The 19,277-nt window shown below is 71.5% G+C and carries 16 protein-coding genes; 9 read left to right on the top strand and 7 right to left on the bottom strand.

All coding sequences use genetic code 11. The features are described 5' to 3' along the window. Window positions 1-20: 20 nt before the first annotated feature. The 3 genes from AB0J97_RS37430 to AB0J97_RS37420 all read right to left on the bottom strand — a co-directional run bounded on the left by AB0J97_RS37430 (window position 21) and on the right by AB0J97_RS37420 (window position 4,529). Window positions 21-650 carry a TetR/AcrR family transcriptional regulator gene (locus AB0J97_RS37430; protein WP_357701112.1) on the bottom strand — a complete coding sequence of 210 codons (630 nt, stop codon included), beginning with the start codon at window positions 648-650 and terminating at the stop codon, window positions 21-23. A 60-nt stretch (window positions 651-710) separates the two neighbouring features. Then, window positions 711-3,005, bottom strand: a complete 2,295-nt coding sequence (locus AB0J97_RS37425; protein ID WP_364097887.1) for a protein kinase — start codon at window positions 3,003-3,005, stop codon at window positions 711-713. Window positions 3,006-3,167: 162 nt separating this feature from the next. Then, window positions 3,168-4,529 (bottom strand): FAD-linked oxidase C-terminal domain-containing protein, encoded by a 1,362-nt coding sequence (locus AB0J97_RS37420; protein WP_364097884.1) that lies wholly within the window; start codon window positions 4,527-4,529, stop codon window positions 3,168-3,170. Window positions 4,530-4,598: 69 nt separating this feature from the next. Here AB0J97_RS37420 and AB0J97_RS37415 point away from each other — a divergent pair, with 69 nt between their 5' ends. After that, entirely contained in the window at window positions 4,599-5,153 is a 555-nt protein-coding gene (locus AB0J97_RS37415) for a hypothetical protein (RefSeq protein WP_357701106.1), read from the top strand. On the opposite strand, the gene AB0J97_RS37410 is transcribed toward AB0J97_RS37415, so the two are convergent. After that, a complete protein-coding gene (locus AB0J97_RS37410) occupies window positions 5,150-6,355 on the bottom strand; it encodes an aminotransferase class I/II-fold pyridoxal phosphate-dependent enzyme (protein ID WP_364097880.1) in 1,206 nt (401 codons plus the stop codon). The genes AB0J97_RS37415 and AB0J97_RS37410 overlap by 4 nt on opposite strands. 183 nt (window positions 6,356-6,538) lie before the next feature. Here AB0J97_RS37410 and ctaD point away from each other — a divergent pair, with 183 nt between their 5' ends. From ctaD to AB0J97_RS37395, 3 genes are all read left to right on the top strand, one after another. After that, window positions 6,539-8,272 (top strand): cytochrome c oxidase subunit I, encoded by a 1,734-nt coding sequence (gene ctaD, locus AB0J97_RS37405; RefSeq protein ID WP_364097877.1) that lies wholly within the window; start codon window positions 6,539-6,541, stop codon window positions 8,270-8,272. A 222-nt stretch (window positions 8,273-8,494) separates the two neighbouring features. After that, window positions 8,495-11,245 carry an immune inhibitor A domain-containing protein gene (locus tag AB0J97_RS37400; RefSeq protein WP_364097874.1) on the top strand — a complete coding sequence of 917 codons (2,751 nt, stop codon included), beginning with the start codon at window positions 8,495-8,497 and terminating at the stop codon, window positions 11,243-11,245. Window positions 11,246-11,324: 79 nt separating this feature from the next. Continuing rightward, complete coding sequence (locus AB0J97_RS37395) at window positions 11,325-12,263, top strand: diacylglycerol kinase family protein (protein ID WP_357701098.1); 939 nt, start codon at window positions 11,325-11,327, stop codon at window positions 12,261-12,263. Window position 12,264: 1 nt separating this feature from the next. On the opposite strand, the gene AB0J97_RS37390 is transcribed toward AB0J97_RS37395, so the two are convergent. Next, the gene (locus tag AB0J97_RS37390; RefSeq protein WP_364097870.1) at window positions 12,265-13,101 is read right to left on the bottom strand and encodes an SWIM zinc finger family protein; all 837 of its coding nucleotides are present in this window, start codon (window positions 13,099-13,101) and stop codon (window positions 12,265-12,267) included. A 2-nt stretch (window positions 13,102-13,103) separates the two neighbouring features. Then, window positions 13,104-16,016, bottom strand: coding sequence for a DEAD/DEAH box helicase (locus AB0J97_RS37385; RefSeq protein ID WP_364097867.1), 2,913 nt, complete (start codon window positions 16,014-16,016; stop codon window positions 13,104-13,106). Between the two features lie 79 nt (window positions 16,017-16,095). Here AB0J97_RS37385 and AB0J97_RS37380 point away from each other — a divergent pair, with 79 nt between their 5' ends. The 5 genes from AB0J97_RS37380 to AB0J97_RS37360 are packed head-to-tail and all read left to right on the top strand — an operon-like array spanning window position 16,096 to window position 18,708. Next, on the top strand, window positions 16,096-16,260 hold the full coding sequence (locus AB0J97_RS37380) for a hypothetical protein (RefSeq protein ID WP_357701092.1): 165 nt from the start codon (window positions 16,096-16,098) through the stop codon (window positions 16,258-16,260). Window positions 16,261-16,311: 51 nt separating this feature from the next. Further along, entirely contained in the window at window positions 16,312-16,692 is a 381-nt protein-coding gene (locus tag AB0J97_RS37375; protein ID WP_357701090.1) for a phage holin family protein, read from the top strand. Beyond that, the gene (locus tag AB0J97_RS37370; RefSeq protein WP_364097863.1) at window positions 16,689-17,324 is read left to right on the top strand and encodes a DUF3618 domain-containing protein; all 636 of its coding nucleotides are present in this window, start codon (window positions 16,689-16,691) and stop codon (window positions 17,322-17,324) included. The genes AB0J97_RS37375 and AB0J97_RS37370 overlap by 4 nt, the downstream gene beginning before the upstream one ends. A gap of 2 nt (window positions 17,325-17,326) precedes the next feature. Next, a complete protein-coding gene (locus tag AB0J97_RS37365) occupies window positions 17,327-18,265 on the top strand; it encodes a YihY/virulence factor BrkB family protein (RefSeq protein ID WP_364097860.1) in 939 nt (312 codons plus the stop codon). After that, a complete protein-coding gene (locus tag AB0J97_RS37360) occupies window positions 18,262-18,708 on the top strand; it encodes a protease inhibitor I42 family protein (protein ID WP_364097857.1) in 447 nt (148 codons plus the stop codon). Before AB0J97_RS37365 ends, AB0J97_RS37360 begins: the two co-directional genes overlap by 4 nt. Here AB0J97_RS37360 and AB0J97_RS37355 read toward each other — a convergent pair. Then, a complete protein-coding gene (locus AB0J97_RS37355; RefSeq protein ID WP_364097854.1) occupies window positions 18,695-19,273 on the bottom strand; it encodes a helix-turn-helix domain-containing protein in 579 nt (192 codons plus the stop codon). The genes AB0J97_RS37360 and AB0J97_RS37355 overlap by 14 nt on opposite strands. Between the last annotated feature and the right edge of the window lie 4 nt (window positions 19,274-19,277).

The following is a 19,277-nucleotide window of genomic DNA, read 5'->3' as shown; positions in this document are numbered from 1 at the left end:
CGGGTCGAGCCGGCTCCTGATCACGAAGCCTCCTGTGACGAAGTCGACGTGGGCGTCAACCCGATGGCCCGCGCCCACAGCCGGGTCAGGTGGTCGACGGCGTCCTGCTCGCCGGCCTGCTCACCGAGATCCAGCCACACGTGGGCGAAGTGCTCGACCATGCCGCCCAGCATGACGGCCGTCAGCCGCGGGTCGAGCGAGGGGTCGGCCAGGCCCTGCTCCTGAAGGCGGCGCAGCCCGTCGGCGCCGCGCCGGACGAACGCCTCGCGCAGCTCCAGCAGCAGCCGCCCGAACCGGGGGTCGGCGTCGGCGGCGTGCTCCACCATGCGGACCAGGCGCGAGTTCGCCGCCCAGGCTCGCAGGTAGAGGCGGTTGGCGGCCTCGACGCGGGCGTAGGGGTCGTCGGGGGCGGCCGCGCCGACCGCGCTCGCCGCGAACATCTCGCCGACCACCGCCTGCGCCACCTCCCCGAACAACGCCTCCTTGGAGTCGAAGTACGTGTAGAAGGTGCCGTGGGAGACACCCGCCCGCGCGCACACGTCGTCGATCCGCACGGCGTCGTACCCGTGCTCCTCGAACGCCTCGCGCCCGGCCGCGAGCAACGTGGCCCGCGTGCGCTTGCCACGAAGGGTCAGGGACCTGACGATCACGTCAGTCACGGTAGCGACCGGGGCGCGCGGAAGGAAGGGGTCCCGCCGCGCGCGGCCGGGTCAGGTGCAGTGGCTCCAGCCGGACTTCCAGCTCAGCGAGTTCCACGAACCGCCCCAGATCACGCACTTCTTCACGGCCGCCAGCCGCACCGGCCCCGCGTACGCGGTGAACTTGCCCGGGTTGCTGCCGCTCGCGCCGCCCTGGACCTGGAGGGTGGCGTTCATGGAGACCTTGCCGGGATAGACCAGCTTCGACATCGTGACCACGCAGTTCTTGCCCGCGCTGGTGTTGTAGAGCAGGTAGATCGTGGCCGAACCGCCCAGCGCGTGCGAGTCGATCACCTTGAAGCCCGAGCCGCAGACGGTCACCACGTTGAAGGTGTTCGGCTTGAGCGTGGCGGTCGGCTTGGCCGTGGGCTTGGCGGTGGGCTTCGTGGTGGGTTTGGTCGTCGCCGGCTTCTTCGTCGGGGCCGTGGCCGAGAGGCCGGAGGTCGGGTCGGCCGTCGGCTCGTCCTCGCCGTCGACGAGGCCGGTGGGCTTCTTCGTCTTGGTGGGGGTCGGCTTGGCCGTGGGGGCCTTGGTGGTGGTGGGGTGGGTCGTGGGCACGTTCGTCACCGGGTTCGGGACCGCGATGACGGGTTCCTTGGTGTGCTTGGCCTTCTTGGGCGGATCGGCCTGGCCGACGTCCAGCGTGGGGACGGGCTCGCCGGTGTCCGCCGTCAGGATCGGGTCGGGGGTCACCTCGGCGACCGGCGGCTCGCCGGGCTGCCCGGCGCCCTGGCCGTCACCCTTGGGGTTCTGGGAGGCGTTGCCGGTGGCGGTGATCGCGACGTCGCCGCTGTTGGCCTGCACGACGACGGCCCCGGCCACCACGAGCAGCGCGGCGGCGGCCGCGCCGGAGAGGGCGAGCGTCAACGTCCGCCGCTGCTTGTCCGGCGCTCCACCGGACGGCTCGCCCTGCGGACCACCGGCGGTTCCGATCCGGGTCGCCCCCGGGTTCCCGCCGGGATGACCCGCCTGGGGTCCGCCGGGGTGTCCCGCCTGAGGGCCACCGGGCATGCCGCCGTGCGGGTGCCCGTGCGGGGCCGCACCCGGCTGGCCGCCCTGCGCGGCCGGTCCGCCCATGGCGCCGGCCTGCGGGCCGCCCTGCGCGCCGTGCTGGGGTGCGCCGGTTTGGGGTGCGCCGTGCTGAGGTGCGCCGGGAACGCCGCCCTGAGGGCCGTTCGGCGCGCCGCCCTGGGGCGCGCCTGGCTGAGGGCCGCCCGGTGCGTGCTGGCCGCCGGGGACGGACGCGCCCGGGGCGCCGGGCGCACCGGCGTGGGGGACGCCCTGGGGAGCGCCGGGCATGGCGCCCGCCGGTCCCTGCGGGGCGCCGGGGGCGGGGCGGTTGTGCGGCCCGCCCTGCTGCGGGACGGGATTGGTCCCGGACATCTGGGTCCACGGCCCCGGATAGGCGTCCTGCCCGGCCCCGGACGGACCGGCCTGCTGCGGGACGGCGGGAGTGACGGTGGCGCCGGTGACCGGTTCGACGGCGGCCTTGGGCGCGGGCTGCCCCGTGAGGCGGACGATCAGCTCGTCGGCGCTCGGCCGCTGCGCCGGGTCCTTGGACAGGCACAGCCCCACCAGCGCGGCGAGCTCGCCCTCCATCCCGCCGAGCTGCGGCTCCTCGTTCAGGATGCGGTTCATCACCACGGGGATGGAGTCGGCCCCGAACGCGGGCTTGCCGGTGGCCGCGTACACCATCGTGACGCCCCACGCGAAGACGTCGGCGGCCTCCGACACGGCGGCCCCGCTGAGCTGCTCGGGCGCCAGGTACGACGGCGTCCCCATCGCCATCCCGGTGGCCGTCGCCCCCGGCGAGTCCAGCGCGCGGGCGATGCCGAAGTCGATCACGACCGGCCCCTCGGGGCCCATGAGCACGTTCGCGGGCTTGAAGTCGCGGTGCAGGATCCCGGCCCGGTGGATGGCCGCCAGCGCGGTGGCCGTGCTGATCGCCAGCCGTTCCAGCGCCGCGCCCCGCCGCGGGCCCTCGTTGATGACGAGCTCGCGCAGGGAGGGCCCCGGCACGTACTCGCTCACGATGTACGGCCGGCTCCCGTCCAGGTCGGCGTGGAGGACGGGCGCGGTGCAGAACCGGGCGACCCGCTGGGCCACCGCCACCTCGCGCAGGAACCTGGTCCGCGCGTCGGCGTCGGCCACGAGGGCATGGTGCAGCAGCTTGACGGCGACCTGTTCACCTGAGTCACTCTTGCCCAGATAAACGACGCCTTGACCACCCTCGCCGAGCCGGGCGACGATGTCGTACGCCCCCAGCCGCCGCGGGTCGTCCCCTGCCAACGGCTGGAACTGATTCACGTCGGACCCCCATCACAACCAACAGATGGGGCAAAACGCTACCAGCGTGACAAGTGGGGCGTCTGCCGGACGTGTAAGTAACTTCCACTTTCTGACGAAAGATGTCAGTGTCTCGTCGCAGGTCGTGTCCGTGTCGGAGGCCAAGGTCACGGCTTGGCAAATTCAGATGGCCTTGCCCGGGTTCATGATCCCCAGAGGGTCGAAGACCGCCTTGATGCCCTGCTGCACCTCGGTCGCCACCGGCCCCGACTCCAGTCCCAGCCAGCGCCGCTTGAGCACGCCCACGCCGTGCTCGCCGGTCAGGGTGCCGCCGAGCGACAGCGCGTACCGGAACACCTCGTCGGCCGCGGCCCACACCTCGGCGGGCGGCTCGGCCGTGCCGTGCTCGAAGATGAAGACCGGGTGCAGGTTGCCGTCCCCGGCGTGGGCGACCGTGCAGATGCGCACACCGTGCCGGACCGCCGCCGCCTCGATCGCCGTGATCATCTCGGGCAGCGCCGAGCGCGGCACGCACACGTCCTCGACCAGGCACGCCCCCAGCCGCTCCTTGGCCTGATAGGCCATCCTGCGCAGCCCGACCAGCTCCTCGGTCTCCTGCGGGCTGGAGGAGACGGCGACGAACGAGGCGCCGTTGTCCAGGCAGAGCCGTTCCATGCGGGCGGCCATGTCCTGGCTGTCGGTCGCGTCGGACTGGCCGATCAGCATGGCCTGCGTGGCGGGTTCGAGCCCGATGTTGCGCCAGTCGTCGATGGCCTCCAGCGTGGCCCGGTCCAGCAGCTCCATCAGCGAGGGCTGGCAGCCCGCGGCCATGATCGCCGACACGGCCGCGCCCGCCTCGCGCAGCGAGCCGAACTCGGCGGCGAACGTCGCGGGCGGCGCGGCGGGGGCCCTCCTCAGCCGCACGGTGGCCGCGGTGATCACGCCCAGCGTGCCCTCCGAGCCGACGAACAGCCCGGTCAGGTCGTAGCCGGTGACGCCCTTCATCGTGCGCCGGCCGGTGTTCAGGACGCGCCCGTCGGCCAGCACGACCTCAAGGCCGAGCGTGGCGTCCCTGGTGACGCCGTACTTCACGCAGCGCAGGCCGCCGGCGTTGGTGGCCAGGTTCCCGCCGATCGTGGAGATCTCGTACGACGAGGGGTCCGGCGCGTACATGAGCCCGTGCGCGCGGGCGGCGCGGTCGAGGTCGGCGGTGATGACGCCCGGCTCCACCACGGCGATCTCGTCGGCGGGGGAGAGCTCCCTGATGGCCGTCATCCTGGCCAGCGACAGGACGATCGTCCCGTCGCCCGCCGTGGCCGCGCCCGCCAGGCCCGTCCCGGCGCCGCGCGGAACGACCGGCACCCGGTGCTCGGTGGCCCACCGCAGGGTCGTCACCACGTCCTCGCGGGAGGCGGCGAGCACCACGCCGAGCGGCTTGCCGGGCTCCACGAACGTGCGGTCGCGGGCGTAGGAGTCGATCACGTCCGGGTCGGTCAGCACACGAGCTTCGGACAGCGAGTTCACCAGGGCATCAATCGGTCTCACACCTGCACCTTACGGTTTGCGCGGAACGTGCCTTAAGGCCAGACTGCCCGGGTGGAAGTCAGGTGCCCGGTGTGTACGCAGGCTGACCAGCTCGTCTCGGTTCCGGGGGCGGTCGCCGCGGGGACGACATACCGGATCGGCAGGGTCAGGCTGCCCGGGCAGCGGCAGATCGCCGACCTGCCGACGGCGCCGTCGATGGGCGCGTCGAAGCACGTCATGAGCCGTACGCAGCTCGCGGTGTGGATGTCGTTCCCCAGCCGCCACTACACGCCCTGGGCCAGGAACCAGGGGTGGATCATGCTCGGCGCGGCGGCCTTGGTGCATCTCGTCGTGTCGCTGGTGATCGCGATGGGCAAGGACTCGCGGTGGACCGAGGTGCTGCTGGCGCCGTTCTGCCTCACCGGGCTGTTCTGGGGGCTCGGGCTGCTGTTCGTGCTCGGCGCGCGCGGCGCCCGCAGGCGCGACCACGCCGAGGCCCCGGCCCGGGACAAGGCGCTGGCCGTGTGGGAACGGCTGTACTACTGCGCCCGCGACAACGTCGCGTTCGAGCCGGGGGTCGGCGTCTCGTTCCATCCGGGCGAGACGCGCGAGTACATCTTCGGCTTCAGGGGCCGGGCGATCTAGCCGCGCTCCTCCGCCACCAGGCGGACGCAGACGGCCAGGCCCTCGATGGCCTGCTCCAGCTCGTCCAGCTCGGGGAAGGTGGGGGCGATGCGGATCGTGCTGTCGGCCGGGTCCTGGCCGTAGGGGTGCGTGGCGCCGGCCGGGGTGAGCGCGATGCCGGCGGCCTTGGCCCTGGCCACGACCTCGGCGGCGTGCGGCACCTCCAGGCTGATGAAGTAGCCGCCCCGCGGGCTGGTCCAGCTCGCCAGGTCGCCGAGCCGCTCGGTCAGCACCTTGTCGACCAGCTCGAACTTCGGCCCGATCAGCGCGGCGTGCCGCCGCATGTGCGCGGCCACGCCCGCGGCGTCGCGCAGGAACTCGACGTGCCGGAGCTGGTTGAGCTTGTCGGGGCCGATGGACTGCTTGGCGGTGTTGGCGAGGAACCACTCCACGTTCGCCGGCGAGGAGCCGAAGAACGACACGCCCGAGCCCGCGTACGTGACCTTCGAGGTGGAGGCGTAGACGAACACGCGGTCGGCGTTGCCGTGCTCGGCCGCCAGCGCGAGCAGGTCGGCCAGCTCGTCAGGGGTGTCGGTGAGGTGGTGGACGGCGTAGGCGTCGTCCCACATGATCCGGAAGTCGGGGGCGGCCGTCGGCATGGCGGCCAGCCTGCGCACGGTCTCGTCGCCGTAGGTGATCCCGGAGGGGTTGCTGTACTTCGGCACGCACCAGATGCCCTTGACCGTCGGGTCGGCGGCGACCAGGCGCTCGACGACGTCCATGTCGGGGCCGTCGCCGTCCATGGGGACGGCCGTCATCTTGATGCCGAGCCGCTCGCAGATGGTGAAGTGCCGGTCGTAGCCGGGCACCGGGCACAGGAACGTGATCTCCGGCTCCTCGACCCAGCGGCGCTCGGCCCCCGGCACCTTCGACAGCAGCGCGTGCACGATCGTGTCGTGCATCAGCGTCAGGCTGGAGTTGCCGCCCACGACGAGCTGCCCGGCGGGCACCTGGACCAGCGGCGCGAAGATCTCGCGCAGCTCGGGCAGGCCCTGCAGGTTGCCGTAGTTGCGGCCGTCGGTGCCGTCGGCGGCCTTGACGGAGGAGGGCAGCCCGAGCAGGCCGTCGGAGAGATCGAGCTGGCGCGGTGACGGCTTGCCCCTGGTGAGGTCGAGCGAGAGCCCCCGCTGGACGAGGGCGGCGTAGTCACTCTGTGCGGTCACGAGATCTCTCCTCCGGGTCGGTTCGGTCCAAAGGATAGAAGAAATCCACAGGGGGACCGGTAATCGCCCGGCATGTGGGACACCGGTTCAAAGACGTTCTAAAGAAGCGCTTCCCGTCCGGCGTTGGTTGGCGTGGAATGGACGGCATCGGGCAGGCACAACTCCGCGAAGGAGGGAGCAGCCGTGACGACTGTTCGGGACACCTCGATCGAGCAGGTCAGGCGCCGCCGTACCGGGACCGTCATCGCCTCCTGGCTCTCGACGACCGATCACAAGGTCATCGGGTACCTCTACCTGATCACCTCCTTCGGCTTCTTCCTGGTCGCGGGCATCATGGCCATGATCATCAGGGCCGAGCTGGCGCAGGCCGGCATGCAACTGGTCAACCAGCACGAGTACAACCAGCTGTTCACCATCCACGGCACGGTGATGCTGCTGCTGTTCGCCACGCCGCTGTTCGCCGGGTTCGCCAACGTGGTCATGCCGCTGCAGATCGGCGCGCCCGACGTCGCCTTCCCCCGGCTGAACGCGGTGGCGTACTGGCTGTTCCTGTTCGGCGGGCTCATGGTCCTGGCGGGCTTCCTCACCCCCGGCGGCGCCGCCGACTTCGGCTGGTTCGCCTACACGCCGCTGTCGAACGCGATCCACTCGCCGCAGGTCGGCGGCGACCTGTGGATCATGGGCCTGGTGATGTCCGGGCTCGGCACGATCCTGGGCGCGGTCAACTTCATCTCCACGATCATCGGCATGCGCGCCCCTGGCATGACCATGTTCCGCCTGCCGATCTTCACCTGGAACGTGCTGCTGACCAGCATGCTGGTGCTGATGGCCTTCCCCGTGCTGGCCGCCGCGCTGCTGGTGCTGGAGTCGGACCGCAAGCTCGGCACGCACGTCTTCGACGGCGCCAACGGCGGGCCGCTGCTGTGGCAGCACCTGTTCTGGTTCTTCGGCCATCCCGAGGTCTACATCATCGCGCTGCCCTTCTTCGGCATCATCACCGAGGTGATCCCGGTGTTCAGCCGCAAGCCGATCTTCGGCTACATGAGCCTGATCGGGGCCACGATCGCCATCGCCGGGCTGTCGATGACCGTGTGGGCGCACCACATGTTCGCGACCGGGCAGGTGCTGCTGCCGTTCTTCTCGTTCATGACGTTCCTCATCGCGGTGCCGACCGGGGTGAAGTTCTTCAACTGGGTCGGCACGATGTGGCGGGGGCATCTGTCGTTCGAGTCGCCGATGTTGTTCTCGGTCGGGTTCCTGGTCACGTTCCTGCTCGGCGGGCTGACCGGGGTCATCCTGGCCTCGCCGCCGCTCGACTTCCAGATCAGCGACACCTACTTCGTCGTCGCCCACTTCCACTACGTGGTCTTCGGCACGGTCGTGTTCGCCATGTTCGCCGGCTTCTACTTCTGGTGGCCGAAGATGACCGGCAGGATGCTCGACGACCGGCTCGGCAAGGTGCACTTCTGGACGTTGTTCGTCGGCTTCCACACCACGTTCCTCGTCCAGCACTGGCTCGGCCAGCTCGGCATGCCGCGGCGTTACGCCGACTACAGCGCGGCCGACGGCTTCACCGCGCTCAACGAGATCTCCTCGGCCGGGGCGTTCCTGCTCGGCGCCTCGACGCTGCCGTTCCTCTACAACGTCTACAAGACGACCAGGCACGCGCCCAAGGTCACGCTCGACGACCCCTGGGGCTACGGCAACTCGCTGGAATGGGCGACCTCCTGCCCGCCGCCGCGGCACAACTTCACCAGCATGCCGCCGATCCGCTCGGAGCGGCCCGCGTTCGACCTGCACTACCCGCACGAGGACGCCCCGCACAAGGACGCCCCGCACGACGACGAGCCCGCCGTCGAGCCCTCGGTCGAGCCGGACGCCGGCCCCGAGCCGCCCCCGGTGCTCGCCTCCGACTGACCTTCCCGGAGGGCCGTGCGGCCGGCATTTCATGATCGCGTTGTCGCGTTTATCCGAGGGCCATTGCGGGCAGTACCGCCGCCGCAATTCTGCTGGTTGAAATGTCGTAGTTTGATCACGTTTCAACAACGTACTTTACGACCCGTTTATCCACCCTCTAGCGTCCGGCATTGCACACCCTATGGCCATGCGCCCGGCGACCCCGGGCAGAGAGGGTACCTGGTGCCAAGCTCAAAGCGCCTGTTAGTCGCGTTCCCGGCGGTCGCCCTCCTCGGCGCCGCGCTGACCGTCCCCGCGGCCCAGGCCACGTCAGTGGCCAACTACCAGCCCACGGCGGCGGACTACTACATCAACTACGCACCTCCGCGGGTCGAGAAGGAGCCGCAGGAACCCGGGCTGAACAAGGGCAAGGCCCGCTCGCTCTCACCGGCGGAGAAGTTCGACAGGAAGTTCGTCACCGGCAACCCCGCCGCGGCCCGCGTTCTGGCCGCCCGGGAGAACCAGGCGATCAGGACCGGCCGCAACCCGGCCGAATGGATCTTCAAGAACTCCAAGCAGGTCAAGACCGCCAAGCTCCTGACCGTGCTGGTCGAGTTCAACGACCAGGCGAACGACGACTTCTCCGGCTTCAACCGGCTGCGCACGACCGACAGCGCGCCGGACGACTGCGTGGTCGAGCCGGCGGGCACGTTCAAGAACGGCCCGCTGCACAACAACATCCCCGACCCCGCGACGCTGCCGAACAAGGACAACAACTCCTTCTGGCTCAAGGACTTCAGCACCGACCACTTCAACAAGATGCTCTACAGCGACAAGGGCATCACCGAGCGCGTGCGCAAGGACCTCAAGGACCCCCGCGACGGCAAGCCCGGCATCGACATCTCCGGCTACACGATGAAGAAGATGTACGAGGAGCTGTCCAAGGGCGCCTACTCCGTCACCGGCTCGGCCGTCGGCTGGATCAAGGCCCCGCACTCCGAGGCGTACTACGGCGCCGCGGCCTGTGGCGGCCAGCCGCAGGACATGTCGGGTCACCCCAGCAACCCGACCGGCGCGGGCCAGCTCGCCATCGACACGGTCGACGCCCTCGCCAAGGCGCAGCCGAACTTCCCGTGGGCCGACTACGACGTCGAGGACGTGGCCGACTCCGACGGTGACGGCAACTTCGACGAGCCCGACGGCGTCATCGACCACCTGGTCATGGTGCACGCCGGCAAGGACAAGTCCTCCGACGGCGGCGCCGAGGGCACCTACGCCATCTGGGCGCACTCCAGCGCGGTCGCGGGCGGCTACAAGATCCCGGGCAGCGACAAGAAGATCTCCAACTACATCGTGCAGCCCGAGGACTCCGGCGTCGGCGTCTTCGCCCACGAGTACGGCCACGACCTCGGCCTGCCCGACCTGTACGACACCAGCGGCCAGGCCAGCTCCGCGGTGGACTTCTGGGACCTGATGTCCAGCGGCTCCCACTCCGGCCCCATCTTCCAGTCCATGCCCACGCACATGGGCCTGTGGGACAAGTGGGTGCTCGGCTGGGCCAACCCGAAGACGTTCAACCCGGGTGACGCCTCCAGGATCGTCACGGTCGGACAGTCCTCGCGCACACCCAAGCTCACCGAGGACGGCGTCCGGGTGAACCTGGCCTCCACCCCGCTGAAGATGATCGACCCGCACAGCGGCACGAAGGCCTGGTGGTCCAACCTGGACCAGGACTGGGCCAACCAGACCCTGACCCGCGAGGTCCCGGTGCCCGCCGGCTCCGACGTGCGGTTCTGGATGTGGAACAACTACGAGATCGAGCAGGACTGGGACTTCGGCTTCGTGGAGGTCTCGACCGACGGCGGCCAGACGTGGAGCCAGCTCAAGGTGCGCGACGAGGCCGGCAACGAGGTCACCACGCCCGACGGCTACCCGGACCCGAACAAGAACCTCAAGACGTTCGGCAACAAGAAGTACGGGCTCACCGGTGACACCGGCGGCCAGTGGCGGCACGACTACGTCGACCTGACGCCGTACGCCGGCCAGTCCGTCAAGCTGCGTCTGGCCTACAACACCGACGCCGCCTTCGAACCGCGCGGCTGGCACGCCGACGACTTCTCGCTCACCAACGGCGGCACCACCGTCTGGAGCGACGACGTCGAGAACGGCGACAACGGCTGGAAGGCCACCGGCGGCACGTTCACCAACACCAGCGGCCAGGGCTGGACCGTCAACAACGGCTCCCGCGAGATCGCCCGCTTCTACCTCGCCGAGTGGCGCAACTTCGACGGCTTCGACAAGGGCCTGCAGTACGCCTACGACACCAACTACTCCCGCGACGGGGCGTGGAAGGTGGAGAAGGTCAAGTACAACGCGCCCGGCCTGCTGGTCTGGTACCGCGACTCGACCTTCACCAACAACTCGGTGGTCAACAACCTGACCCTGCCGCCGAGCATCGGCTCCAAGGGCAGCCTGCTGGTCGTGGACTCGCACTACGACCCGCTGCGCCGCAACGGCACCGCCGCCCAGAAGGACCCGAGCAGGCACAAGAACCTGGAAGGCCGTACGCAGTCCTCCAACGCGGCCTTCTCCTTCAACAACACCTACCCGCTGAAGGAGTGCCTGGAGGCGCCGGACGAGCCGTTCAGCGAGTACTGCTCCACCATCCCCGCGCTCAAGGGCGTGCCGAACTTCACCGACGCGAAGACCTGGGTTCCGGGCTTCGAGCTGCAGAACGGCTCGCTCTACTACCGTGACTTCGACGCCTCCACGGTGGTGCCGAGCAAGGGCGACCAGCCGTACAGCACCCGCGTGGTGCACGTGGACGGCACCCCCGCCACCGAGCTGTACGGGACCGACCTCGGCAACGGCCACGTGGCCGGCACCGGCAACCCGGGCGACGAGGGCAAGGCGCTGGGCGTGCAGTTCAAGCTGATCAGCCCGCTGCCGGGCAACCTGGGCGCCATCGTCCAGGTCGTCCCGCCGAAGAAGTAGGGCGACGAGGGGCCGCCGCATCCCGGCGGCCCCTCGTTCCAGCACGGAACGGCGGATCCAGCGCCTACGATTGATGACCATGAGCGAACTGCGCACCAAGATCGAGCACACTGAGGCGATCCGGCGGGATCGCCGGGTGGCGGTGGTGGTGAACACTCGCTCACGCCGCGGCCGCCGCCACTACTTCGAGGTCATCGAGCAGCTGCACAACCTGGGGTTCGAGCCGCTGGCCGAGCTGTCGGTCTACAACCCCAAGCGGCTGCGCGACCTGCTCGACACCGCCCTCGCCACCGACCCCGACCTGCTGATCGTGGGCGGCGGCGACGGCACCCTCTCCTCGGCCGTGCGCCACGTCGCCCACCGCGACGTGGCGCTCGGTGTGTTGCCGCTCGGCACCACCAACAACTTCGCCAGGAGCCTCGGCCTGCCGCTCGACCTGGCCGGGGCCATCAGGGTGTTCTCCACCGGCAAGGTCGCCGACATCGACCTCGGCATGGCCGGCGACCGGCCCTTCGCCAACCTGGCCAGCTTCGGCGTCTCGGTCGAGGTGGCCGGCCGGGTCAAGCCGTGGCTCAAGCGCATCGTGGGCCGTCCGGCCTACCCGATGACCGCCCTCACCGTCCTGCCGGGGCACCGGCCCTTCCGGGCGTACATCACCGTCGAGGGGCGGCGGCACGAGCTGCTCACCCACCAGCTCAACATCGCCAACGGCCGATTCCACGGCGGCTGGCAGGTGGCCAAGGACATCAGCATCGACAACGGCATGCTGGTGGCCTACCAGCTCGGCTCCGGCAAGAAGCTGCGCCTGCTCGGCGAGACGCTGCTGCGGGCGACCACCGGCCGCTGGCGCAGCCTGGCGGGCGGCCCGTTCGTGGTCGGCCGGGAGATGCTGCTGGAGACCGACCCGCCGATGGCCGCCGACGTCGACGGCGAGGTGCGCCTGCGCACCCCGATCACGCTGCGCGTGGTGCCCAACGGCGTGCGCGTGATGGTGCCCGACTCCTTCGAGGACAACTGACTCAGCCGCCGCCCAGCGACCGGTAGGCGGGGATGAGCGCGTCCGCCAGGCCGGCGGGCGGCGGGAAGACCCGCGGCAGCAGGTCGGGCGCGTCCGCGGCCGGGCGGCGTTCGGGGCGGTGCGCGGTGGCGCCGGGCGCGTAGAAGTCGGCCAGCCGGTCGGCGAACGGCACGTCGGCCACCTCCAGCGGATCGGGCGCGGGCGGGTCGTCGGCCAGCGAGCCGAGCAGCTGCTCGCGGGTGCGCCCACGCCAGGCCAGCACCAGGAACGGGTCGTCGTCGAACGACTCGGCCAGCAGGTAGAGCACGGCCGACAGGTGCTTGCACGGGAACCCCCAGTCGGGGCACGAGCACTCCATGTCCAGGTCGCGCGGGAACAGGTCGACGCCCTGCGCGGCGAACAGCTCCTCGATCTCCACCGGCATCTCCCCGGCCAGCAGCCTGGCCCGGTGGACGGCCTGCGCCGCGACGGCCTCCTCCAGCCGCGCCCACACGTCCTCGCCGTAGGCGTCGATCCGCACCACGACGTCGTACGGCGCGGGCCGCGACCCCTGGACGGAGGCCCGTACCAGCCCTGCGGACAGGTCGATCGAGCGCACCTGGCCCTTGCGGGCGTAGGCGCGGCCCCGGCCGAGCCGGCCCTTGTCGCAGACGCGTTCCAGGATGTCCACGAAAAGCCTGGACCACCAGGCCGAGCCGATGCTGCCGCGCTGCGAGCGGGCCCGCAGGCCGCCCTCGACCTCGACGGGCCCGCCGCCGTCGTACCAGTCGGGCCGGTCGGGCCGGTCGGGCCGGTCGGGCCGGTTGGGCCGGTTGGGCCGGTTGGGCCGGTTGGGCATGGTCAGGCCCCTCCCGTGAGGCGGAACACCTCGCGCAGCTCGTCGGTGGACAGGTCGGTCAGCCACTCCTCGCCGGTGCCGACCACCCGCTCGGCCAGGGCCTTCTTGCGCTCGATCATCTGGTCGACGCGCTCTTCGAGGGTGCCGACGCAGATGAGCTTGCGCACCTGGACGTTCCTGCGCTGGCCGATGCGGTAGGCGCGGTCGGTGGCCTGGTCCTCGACGGCCGGGTTCCACCAGCGGTCGACGTGGATCACGTGGCCGGCGGCCGTCAGGTTGAGCCCGACGCCGGCCGCCTTGAGCGACAGCAGGAACAACATCGGCTCGGGGTCGTGCTGGAACCGGTCGACCAGCCGGTCCCTGGTCTTCTTCGGCAGGCCGCCGTGCAGCCACAGGACCGGGCGGCCGAGCCGCTGGGCGAGGTAGGGCTGGAGCATGGTGCCGAACTCGGCGTACTGCGTGAACAGCAGCGCCTTCTCGCCCTCGGCCAGGATCTCCTCGGCCAGCTGCTCCAGCCGGGCCAGCTTGCCGGACCGGCCGGCCAGGCGGGAGCCGTCCTTGAGCAGGTGGGCCGGATGGTTGCAGACCTGCTTGAGCCGGGCCATGGCCGACAGCACCAGGCCACGCCGCTCGATGCCCTCGCTGTCGTCGATCCTGGCCAGCATGTCGTCGACGACGGCCTGGTAGAGCGTGGCCTGCTCGGGGGTGAGCGGGCACCACTCCTTGACCTCCATCTTCTCCGGCAGGTCGGAGATGACGGACCGGTCGGTCTTGAGACGGCGCAGGATGAACGGGCCGGTCGCCCGCTTCAGCGCCTCGGTGGCCTGCTCGTCCTGGTGGGCCTCGATGGGCTCCTGGAAGCGGGTGCGGAAGCGGGAACGCGGCCCGAGCAGGCCCGGGTTGGCGAACTCCATGATCGACCAGAGCTCGGCGAGGTGGTTCTCGACCGGCGTGCCGGTCAGGGCCAGCCGGGTGCCGGTGGGGATCGACCGTACGGCGCGGGCCTGGAGGGTGCCGCTGTTCTTGATCGCCTGGGCCTCGTCGCACACCACCCGGCGCCACTCGTGCCCGCGCAGGGTCTCCAGGTCGCGGTGGGCGGTGCCGTACGTGGTGATCACCAGGTCGGCCCCGGCGATCCGGGCGGCGTCCCGGCCGGCGCCGTGGTGGACGTAGACCCGCAGCCCGGGGGCGAACCTGGCCGCCTCCCGCTGCCAGTTGCCCACCAGCGACATCGGGCAGACCAGCAGCGTGGGCGTGGCGGCCCGCTCGTGGACGAGCAGCGCCAGCGTGGTGACCGTCTTGCCCAGCCCCATGTCGTCGGCGAGCACCCCGCCGAGGCCCAGCTCCGACAGGAAGCTCAACCACGCCAGCCCGCGCTCCTGGTAGGGCCGCAGCACCGCGTCGAGGCCCGGCGGGGTCGCGAGCGGGACGAGCCGCCGCTCGGCCTGGCCGGACAGCAGGTCGCCGAGCACCCCGTCGGCGTCGACCTCCAGCAGCGGCAGCTCGTCGTCGCCCTGGACGATGTGACGCAGCAGGTCGGCCGCCGCCGCCTCGCCCGCGCGCACCCCCTCCACGGCCCGCAGCGCCGCCTTGAGCTGCCGGTCGTCCAGCTCCACCCATTGGCCGCGGACCCGGACCAGCGGCACCTTGAGCCTGGCCAGCTCGGCCAGCTCCGCCTCGCTGATCGTCTCCTCGCCCACGGCCAGGTCGACGCGGAAGTCGACCAGCTCGCGCAGCCCGAAGCCCTGGCTGACGGCCGCCGTCTGCGGTTTGGTCCTGGTGGTGAGCTTGAGCCCGAGCCGCGTACGGCCCGCCCAGCGCGGCAGCTGCACCCCGAACCCGGCCGCCTGGAGCAGCGGCGCGGCCTGACGCAGGAAGCCGAACGCGCCCGCCGTGTCGAGGGCCAGCTCGCTCGGCTCCGGAACGCGCAGGGCCCGGTCCAGCTCCGGGTAGAGCCGCACGGCCCGGCCGAGCCCGGCCAGCAGCTCGCGTTCCGGCCGGCCGGGCAGGCCCTTCTCGCCGCTCCAGACGCGGGCGGCGGGGACGTACAGACTGGGGTCGTCGGCGGCCTGCAACGCCAGCTCGACCCGCCAGTCGTCGCCCTCGGCCGGTTCGAGCAGGCGGAAGCACACGCGGGTGGCGCCCTCGGCCGCCGTGACGGCCGCCCGCCAGCGGTCCAGCTCCTCGCGCAGCGCGGGGTCGTCGGGGCAGGCCGGGTCGCCGGTCAGCGCGGCCAGCCACCGCTCCCGCGGCGTCCTCGGGCCGGCGACCAGGGGTGCGGCCAGGGGCGCGGCCACAGCCCGCCGGACGAGCGCGTCGGTGAACGCCTCCAGCGCCTGGAGCTGCACGACGGCGGCCGGGCGCTCGGCGGCCCAGGTGCGGCAGGCGGGCGGCATGGCGAGCGCCAGGTCGCGGAAGTAGGCGGCGTCGGCCCCGGTCGGCACGGGCCGCCACAGGGCCAGCGCGCCGCCGTCCTCGGGGCTCCCGGGAATGAGCTGGGGGACGACCCGGCCGCGGCGTACCAGGTCGCGGGCCAGGGCGGCGACGGCGGCCCAGTGGCGCACGGTGGCGGTGGCCTCGCCCGGATGCTCCTCCAGCGCCTGAAGGGCCTCGGCGGGCGGCAGGACCACCGCGGGCACCTCCCACGGCAGCAGCCGCGGCCGGACCACCTCCGTCAGCAGCCCGGTCTCCGGCGAGGGCAGCGGGCCCCTGGCCGACCCCGGCAGCAGCAGCTCCAGCACCCTGGACGGCGGCCCGCCCACCCCGAGCCCCGCCACGCCGGCGAGCTCACCCGGCGACGCGGCGAACGGATGGGGACGCGCGCCCGCCCCACGCGGCACGGCGGCGCCGGCACGACCGGGATCCTCACCCCAGAAGGCGAGCCCGTCACCCGCCCAAACCCCGTGTACCAGCACCTCGGCAGATTACCGCCGCCCGCCGGGCGGCCGATCCCGCGGCTTAGCCCAGCCGAACCCGAAGTTGTAGCATGAAGGTATGAATCCTCCCGGATCGTGGTGTGAGCGGCCCGAGCCGCAGGCTCCCTCGTGCGAGCTGCCCTCTCCGTGGAGCAGGCCGAAGCAGCCTGACAACTGGTGCGACGTGCCCAAGTCGCCGGTGGTGTCCGTCCTGGGGTTCCTGCTGAAGGCCGCCAAGAGGTAATAACCGGCGGTCAGCTGGGTAGTCGCCTTCCGCAGCGGAGGAGGCGACGTCGTGAACGATACCCACAAGCTGGTCAGTGATCTCTCCGACCAGGTCTCCAGGCTCGTCAAGGACGAACTGCGCCTGGCCAGGATGGAGCTGGCGGAGAAGGGCAAGCGCGCGGGCTTCGGCGCGGGGCTGTTCGGCGCGGCCGGGATGGCCGCGTTCTTCGGCGGTGCCGCGCTGGTGACCGCCGTCATCCTGCTCCTCGCCCTGGTCCTGCCCGGGTGGGCGGCCGCCGCGATCGTGGGGGCGGTCCTGCTCATCGCCGCCGCACTGCTCGGCCTGACCGGCAAGAACCAGGTGAAACAGGCCGGGCCGCCGGTCCCCGCGGAGACCATCGCGAGCGTCAAGGCCGATATCGACATGGTCAAGGAGAGGGCACGCCGATGAGCGAGACGGATCCCGGATACAGCGAACAGCACGCCGGTGACGTGGGCGCCCGCAGGGCGACCGTCGGCACGCCGACCGAGCGCGAGTCGATCAACGTGCCCCCGACGAGACCCGGGGCGGCGGAGAACGCCAGGCGCGCCGAGCTGGCCCGGCAGGAACACGAGACCTTCATCCCCGAGACCCCCGTGCCCGACGACCGGACCGAGGCGGTGGACAGCCGCGCGGTCGAGGAGGAGTCGTTGACCGGGGGACGCGGGGAGGACGAAGACGAAGACGAGGAGGACGACGACGTGCGAAAGAGCATCAAGGAGACCAGGAACGAACTGGGCGACACGGTGAGTGCCCTGGCCCACAAGGCCGACCTCAAGGGCCGGGCCGCCGAGGCGGCGGGCACGGCCAAGGGCAAGGTCGCCGAGGTGACCGGCGTGGCCAAGGGCAAGGCCGCGGAGGTGACCGGCGTGGCCAAGGGCAAGGCCGGCGAGGTCGCGGACAAGGTCCGCGAGGCCACCCCCCACCAGGTCAAGGACGCCGCCACGGGGGCGAGGAAGCGTCCCGTGCTGCTGATGGCCGCGGCGGCGGCGGTGACCGCCATCATCGTGCGGAGCCTCAGGAAGCGCAGCAGGACGAAGTAGGCGTGCGTTCCCCCGAAAGACCCGCTGAACTGCCGCGCAGGGCCTGGTGGAGCGTCCTCAGGAGGACCGTCGTCGAGTTCCGGAACGACGGGGTCCAGGATCTCGCGGCAGCGCTCACCTACTACGCCGTCCTGTCCATCTTCCCCGCGCTGATCGTGCTGGTTTCGGTGTTCGGGCTGCTCGGGCGGCGCGACACCGCCAGCCTGGTCGGCAACCTCGTGGTGCTGGCGCCCGACGAGGTGCGTTCCCTGATCGTGTCGGGCGTCCAGTCGGTCCAGCAGAACGCGGCCTCGGCCGGCCTGGTCGCGGTCATCGGCCTGCTGGTCGCGCTCTGGTCGGCGTCGGGCTACATCGGCGCCTTCATCCGGGCCGGCAACACCATCTACGACATCGACGAAGGACGCCCGTTCTGGAAGGTGACCCCGCTCCGGATCGGGCTCACCGTGCTGGCCACCGTGCTGCTGGCGCTCGGCGCGATCTCCGTCGCACTGACCGGCGACCTGGCCAGGACCGTCGGCAGGGCGCTCGGCCTGGGCAGCGCGCTGGTGACCGCCTGGGACATCGTGAAATGGCCGGTGCTCGCGCTCGTCGCGGCCGGGCTGATCATGGTGCTCTACTGGGCCGCGCCGAACGTGCGCCAGCCGGGCGTGCGCTGGATCAGCCCCGGCGGGCTGCTCGCCGTGGTGCTCTGGGTCGTCGTCTCCGGCGGCTTCGCCCTGTACGTGGCCAACTTCGGCTCCTACGGCAAGACCTACGGCACGCTGGCCAGTGTCGTGGTGTTCCTGATCTGGCTGTGGTTGTCGAACATGGCCCTGCTGCTGGGCGCCGAACTGGACGCCGAGCTGATCAGGGAACGCCGGATCGCCGAGGGGGAGCCCGCCGAGCGGGAGCCGTACGTGGAGCCCCGGGACCCGCCGAAGGCGGATAGCCTGCCGGAGTGAAGCGTGGGAGGTTCGTCGTCGCGATCGCCCTGTTGACGTCGGTGTCGACATCGGGCCTGGTGGCCGGCTGCGGCGACGGCTCGGCGGTCAGCGACTTCGGCACGGTGGTCAAGGGCGCCAAGGGCACCACCGTGCGCGCCGAGCTGCGCGCCGGGCAGCGGTTCTCGCTGGCAGTGCCGGACAACCCGTCGGTGGGCGACAACTGGCGGCTGGTGGCGGTGCCCGACGCCAAGGTGGCCTCCTACATCAGCGAGGAGCGCAAGAGCGCCGGCGAGGGCCCCGGCAGCGGCGGCACCGCCTACTTCGTCTTCAACACCAAGAGCCCCGGCAGCGCCCGGATCACGCTGCGCGACTGCTGGCGCTGCGGGCAGGGCTCGACGCCGCCCGACGAGGCGAGCAGGCGGCAGTCGGGCGAGGCGGTCTTCGAGATCACCGTGCGCTGAGCACGGCGCGGCACAGCACGTCGAGCGTGGTCGTCGTGACCACGTCGGTGTCGGCGCCCGCGGCCAGGCGGCGCTGGCCCTCGCCCAGGATGCTCCACCCCAGGTGGGCCACCAGGTCGGGATGCGGCTGCCCGGCCTCGGCGAGCAGGCCGCGCAGCGGCTCGATCATCGTCTCGTGCAGCTGGTCGAGCCGGTGCCGGCACTCGCCGGGCAGGTCGACCGAGGCCACCGCGCGCAGCAGCGCGTAGTCGGGGCTGGTCACGAACGCCAGCGACACGGTGCCGAAGGCGCGCACCCGCTCCTCCAGGCCGCCGTCGCGGGTGGCCGTGACGAGCCGTTCGGCCCACCGGGGGATCGCGTCCTCCACGAGCTGGGACAGGATGTCGGCGGTGGAGGAGAAGTAGCGGTAGACGCTGGAGCGGGCCAGCCCGACCCGCGCGCCGACGGCCGCGGGGGTGAGCCCGGCCGGGCCCTCGGCCACCAGGATCTCCATGGCGGCCGCCAGCAGGGCCGCGTGCTGGCTGGCCCGATGGTCGGCCACCGTCGCCGCGCTGATCCTCGGCACCGGG

It is taken from the genome of Nonomuraea sp. NPDC049607, from assembly GCF_040675375.1.
Lineage (GTDB): Bacteria > Actinomycetota > Actinomycetes > Streptosporangiales > Streptosporangiaceae > Nonomuraea.
This window is presented reverse-complemented; position numbering and strand designations above follow the sequence as displayed.

Excerpts from the sequence above, each read along its gene's own strand:
- AB0J97_RS37395 (WP_357701098.1), top strand. The coding sequence starts at position 11,325 with ATGAGCGAACTGCGCACCAAGATCGAGCACACTGAGGCGATCCGGCGG.
- AB0J97_RS37390 (WP_364097870.1), bottom strand. The coding sequence starts at position 13,101 with ATGCCCAACCGGCCCAACCGGCCCAACCGGCCCAACCGGCCCGACCGG.
- AB0J97_RS37380 (WP_357701092.1), top strand. The coding sequence starts at position 16,096 with ATGAATCCTCCCGGATCGTGGTGTGAGCGGCCCGAGCCGCAGGCTCCC.
- AB0J97_RS37370 (WP_364097863.1), top strand. The coding sequence starts at position 16,689 with ATGAGCGAGACGGATCCCGGATACAGCGAACAGCACGCCGGTGACGTG.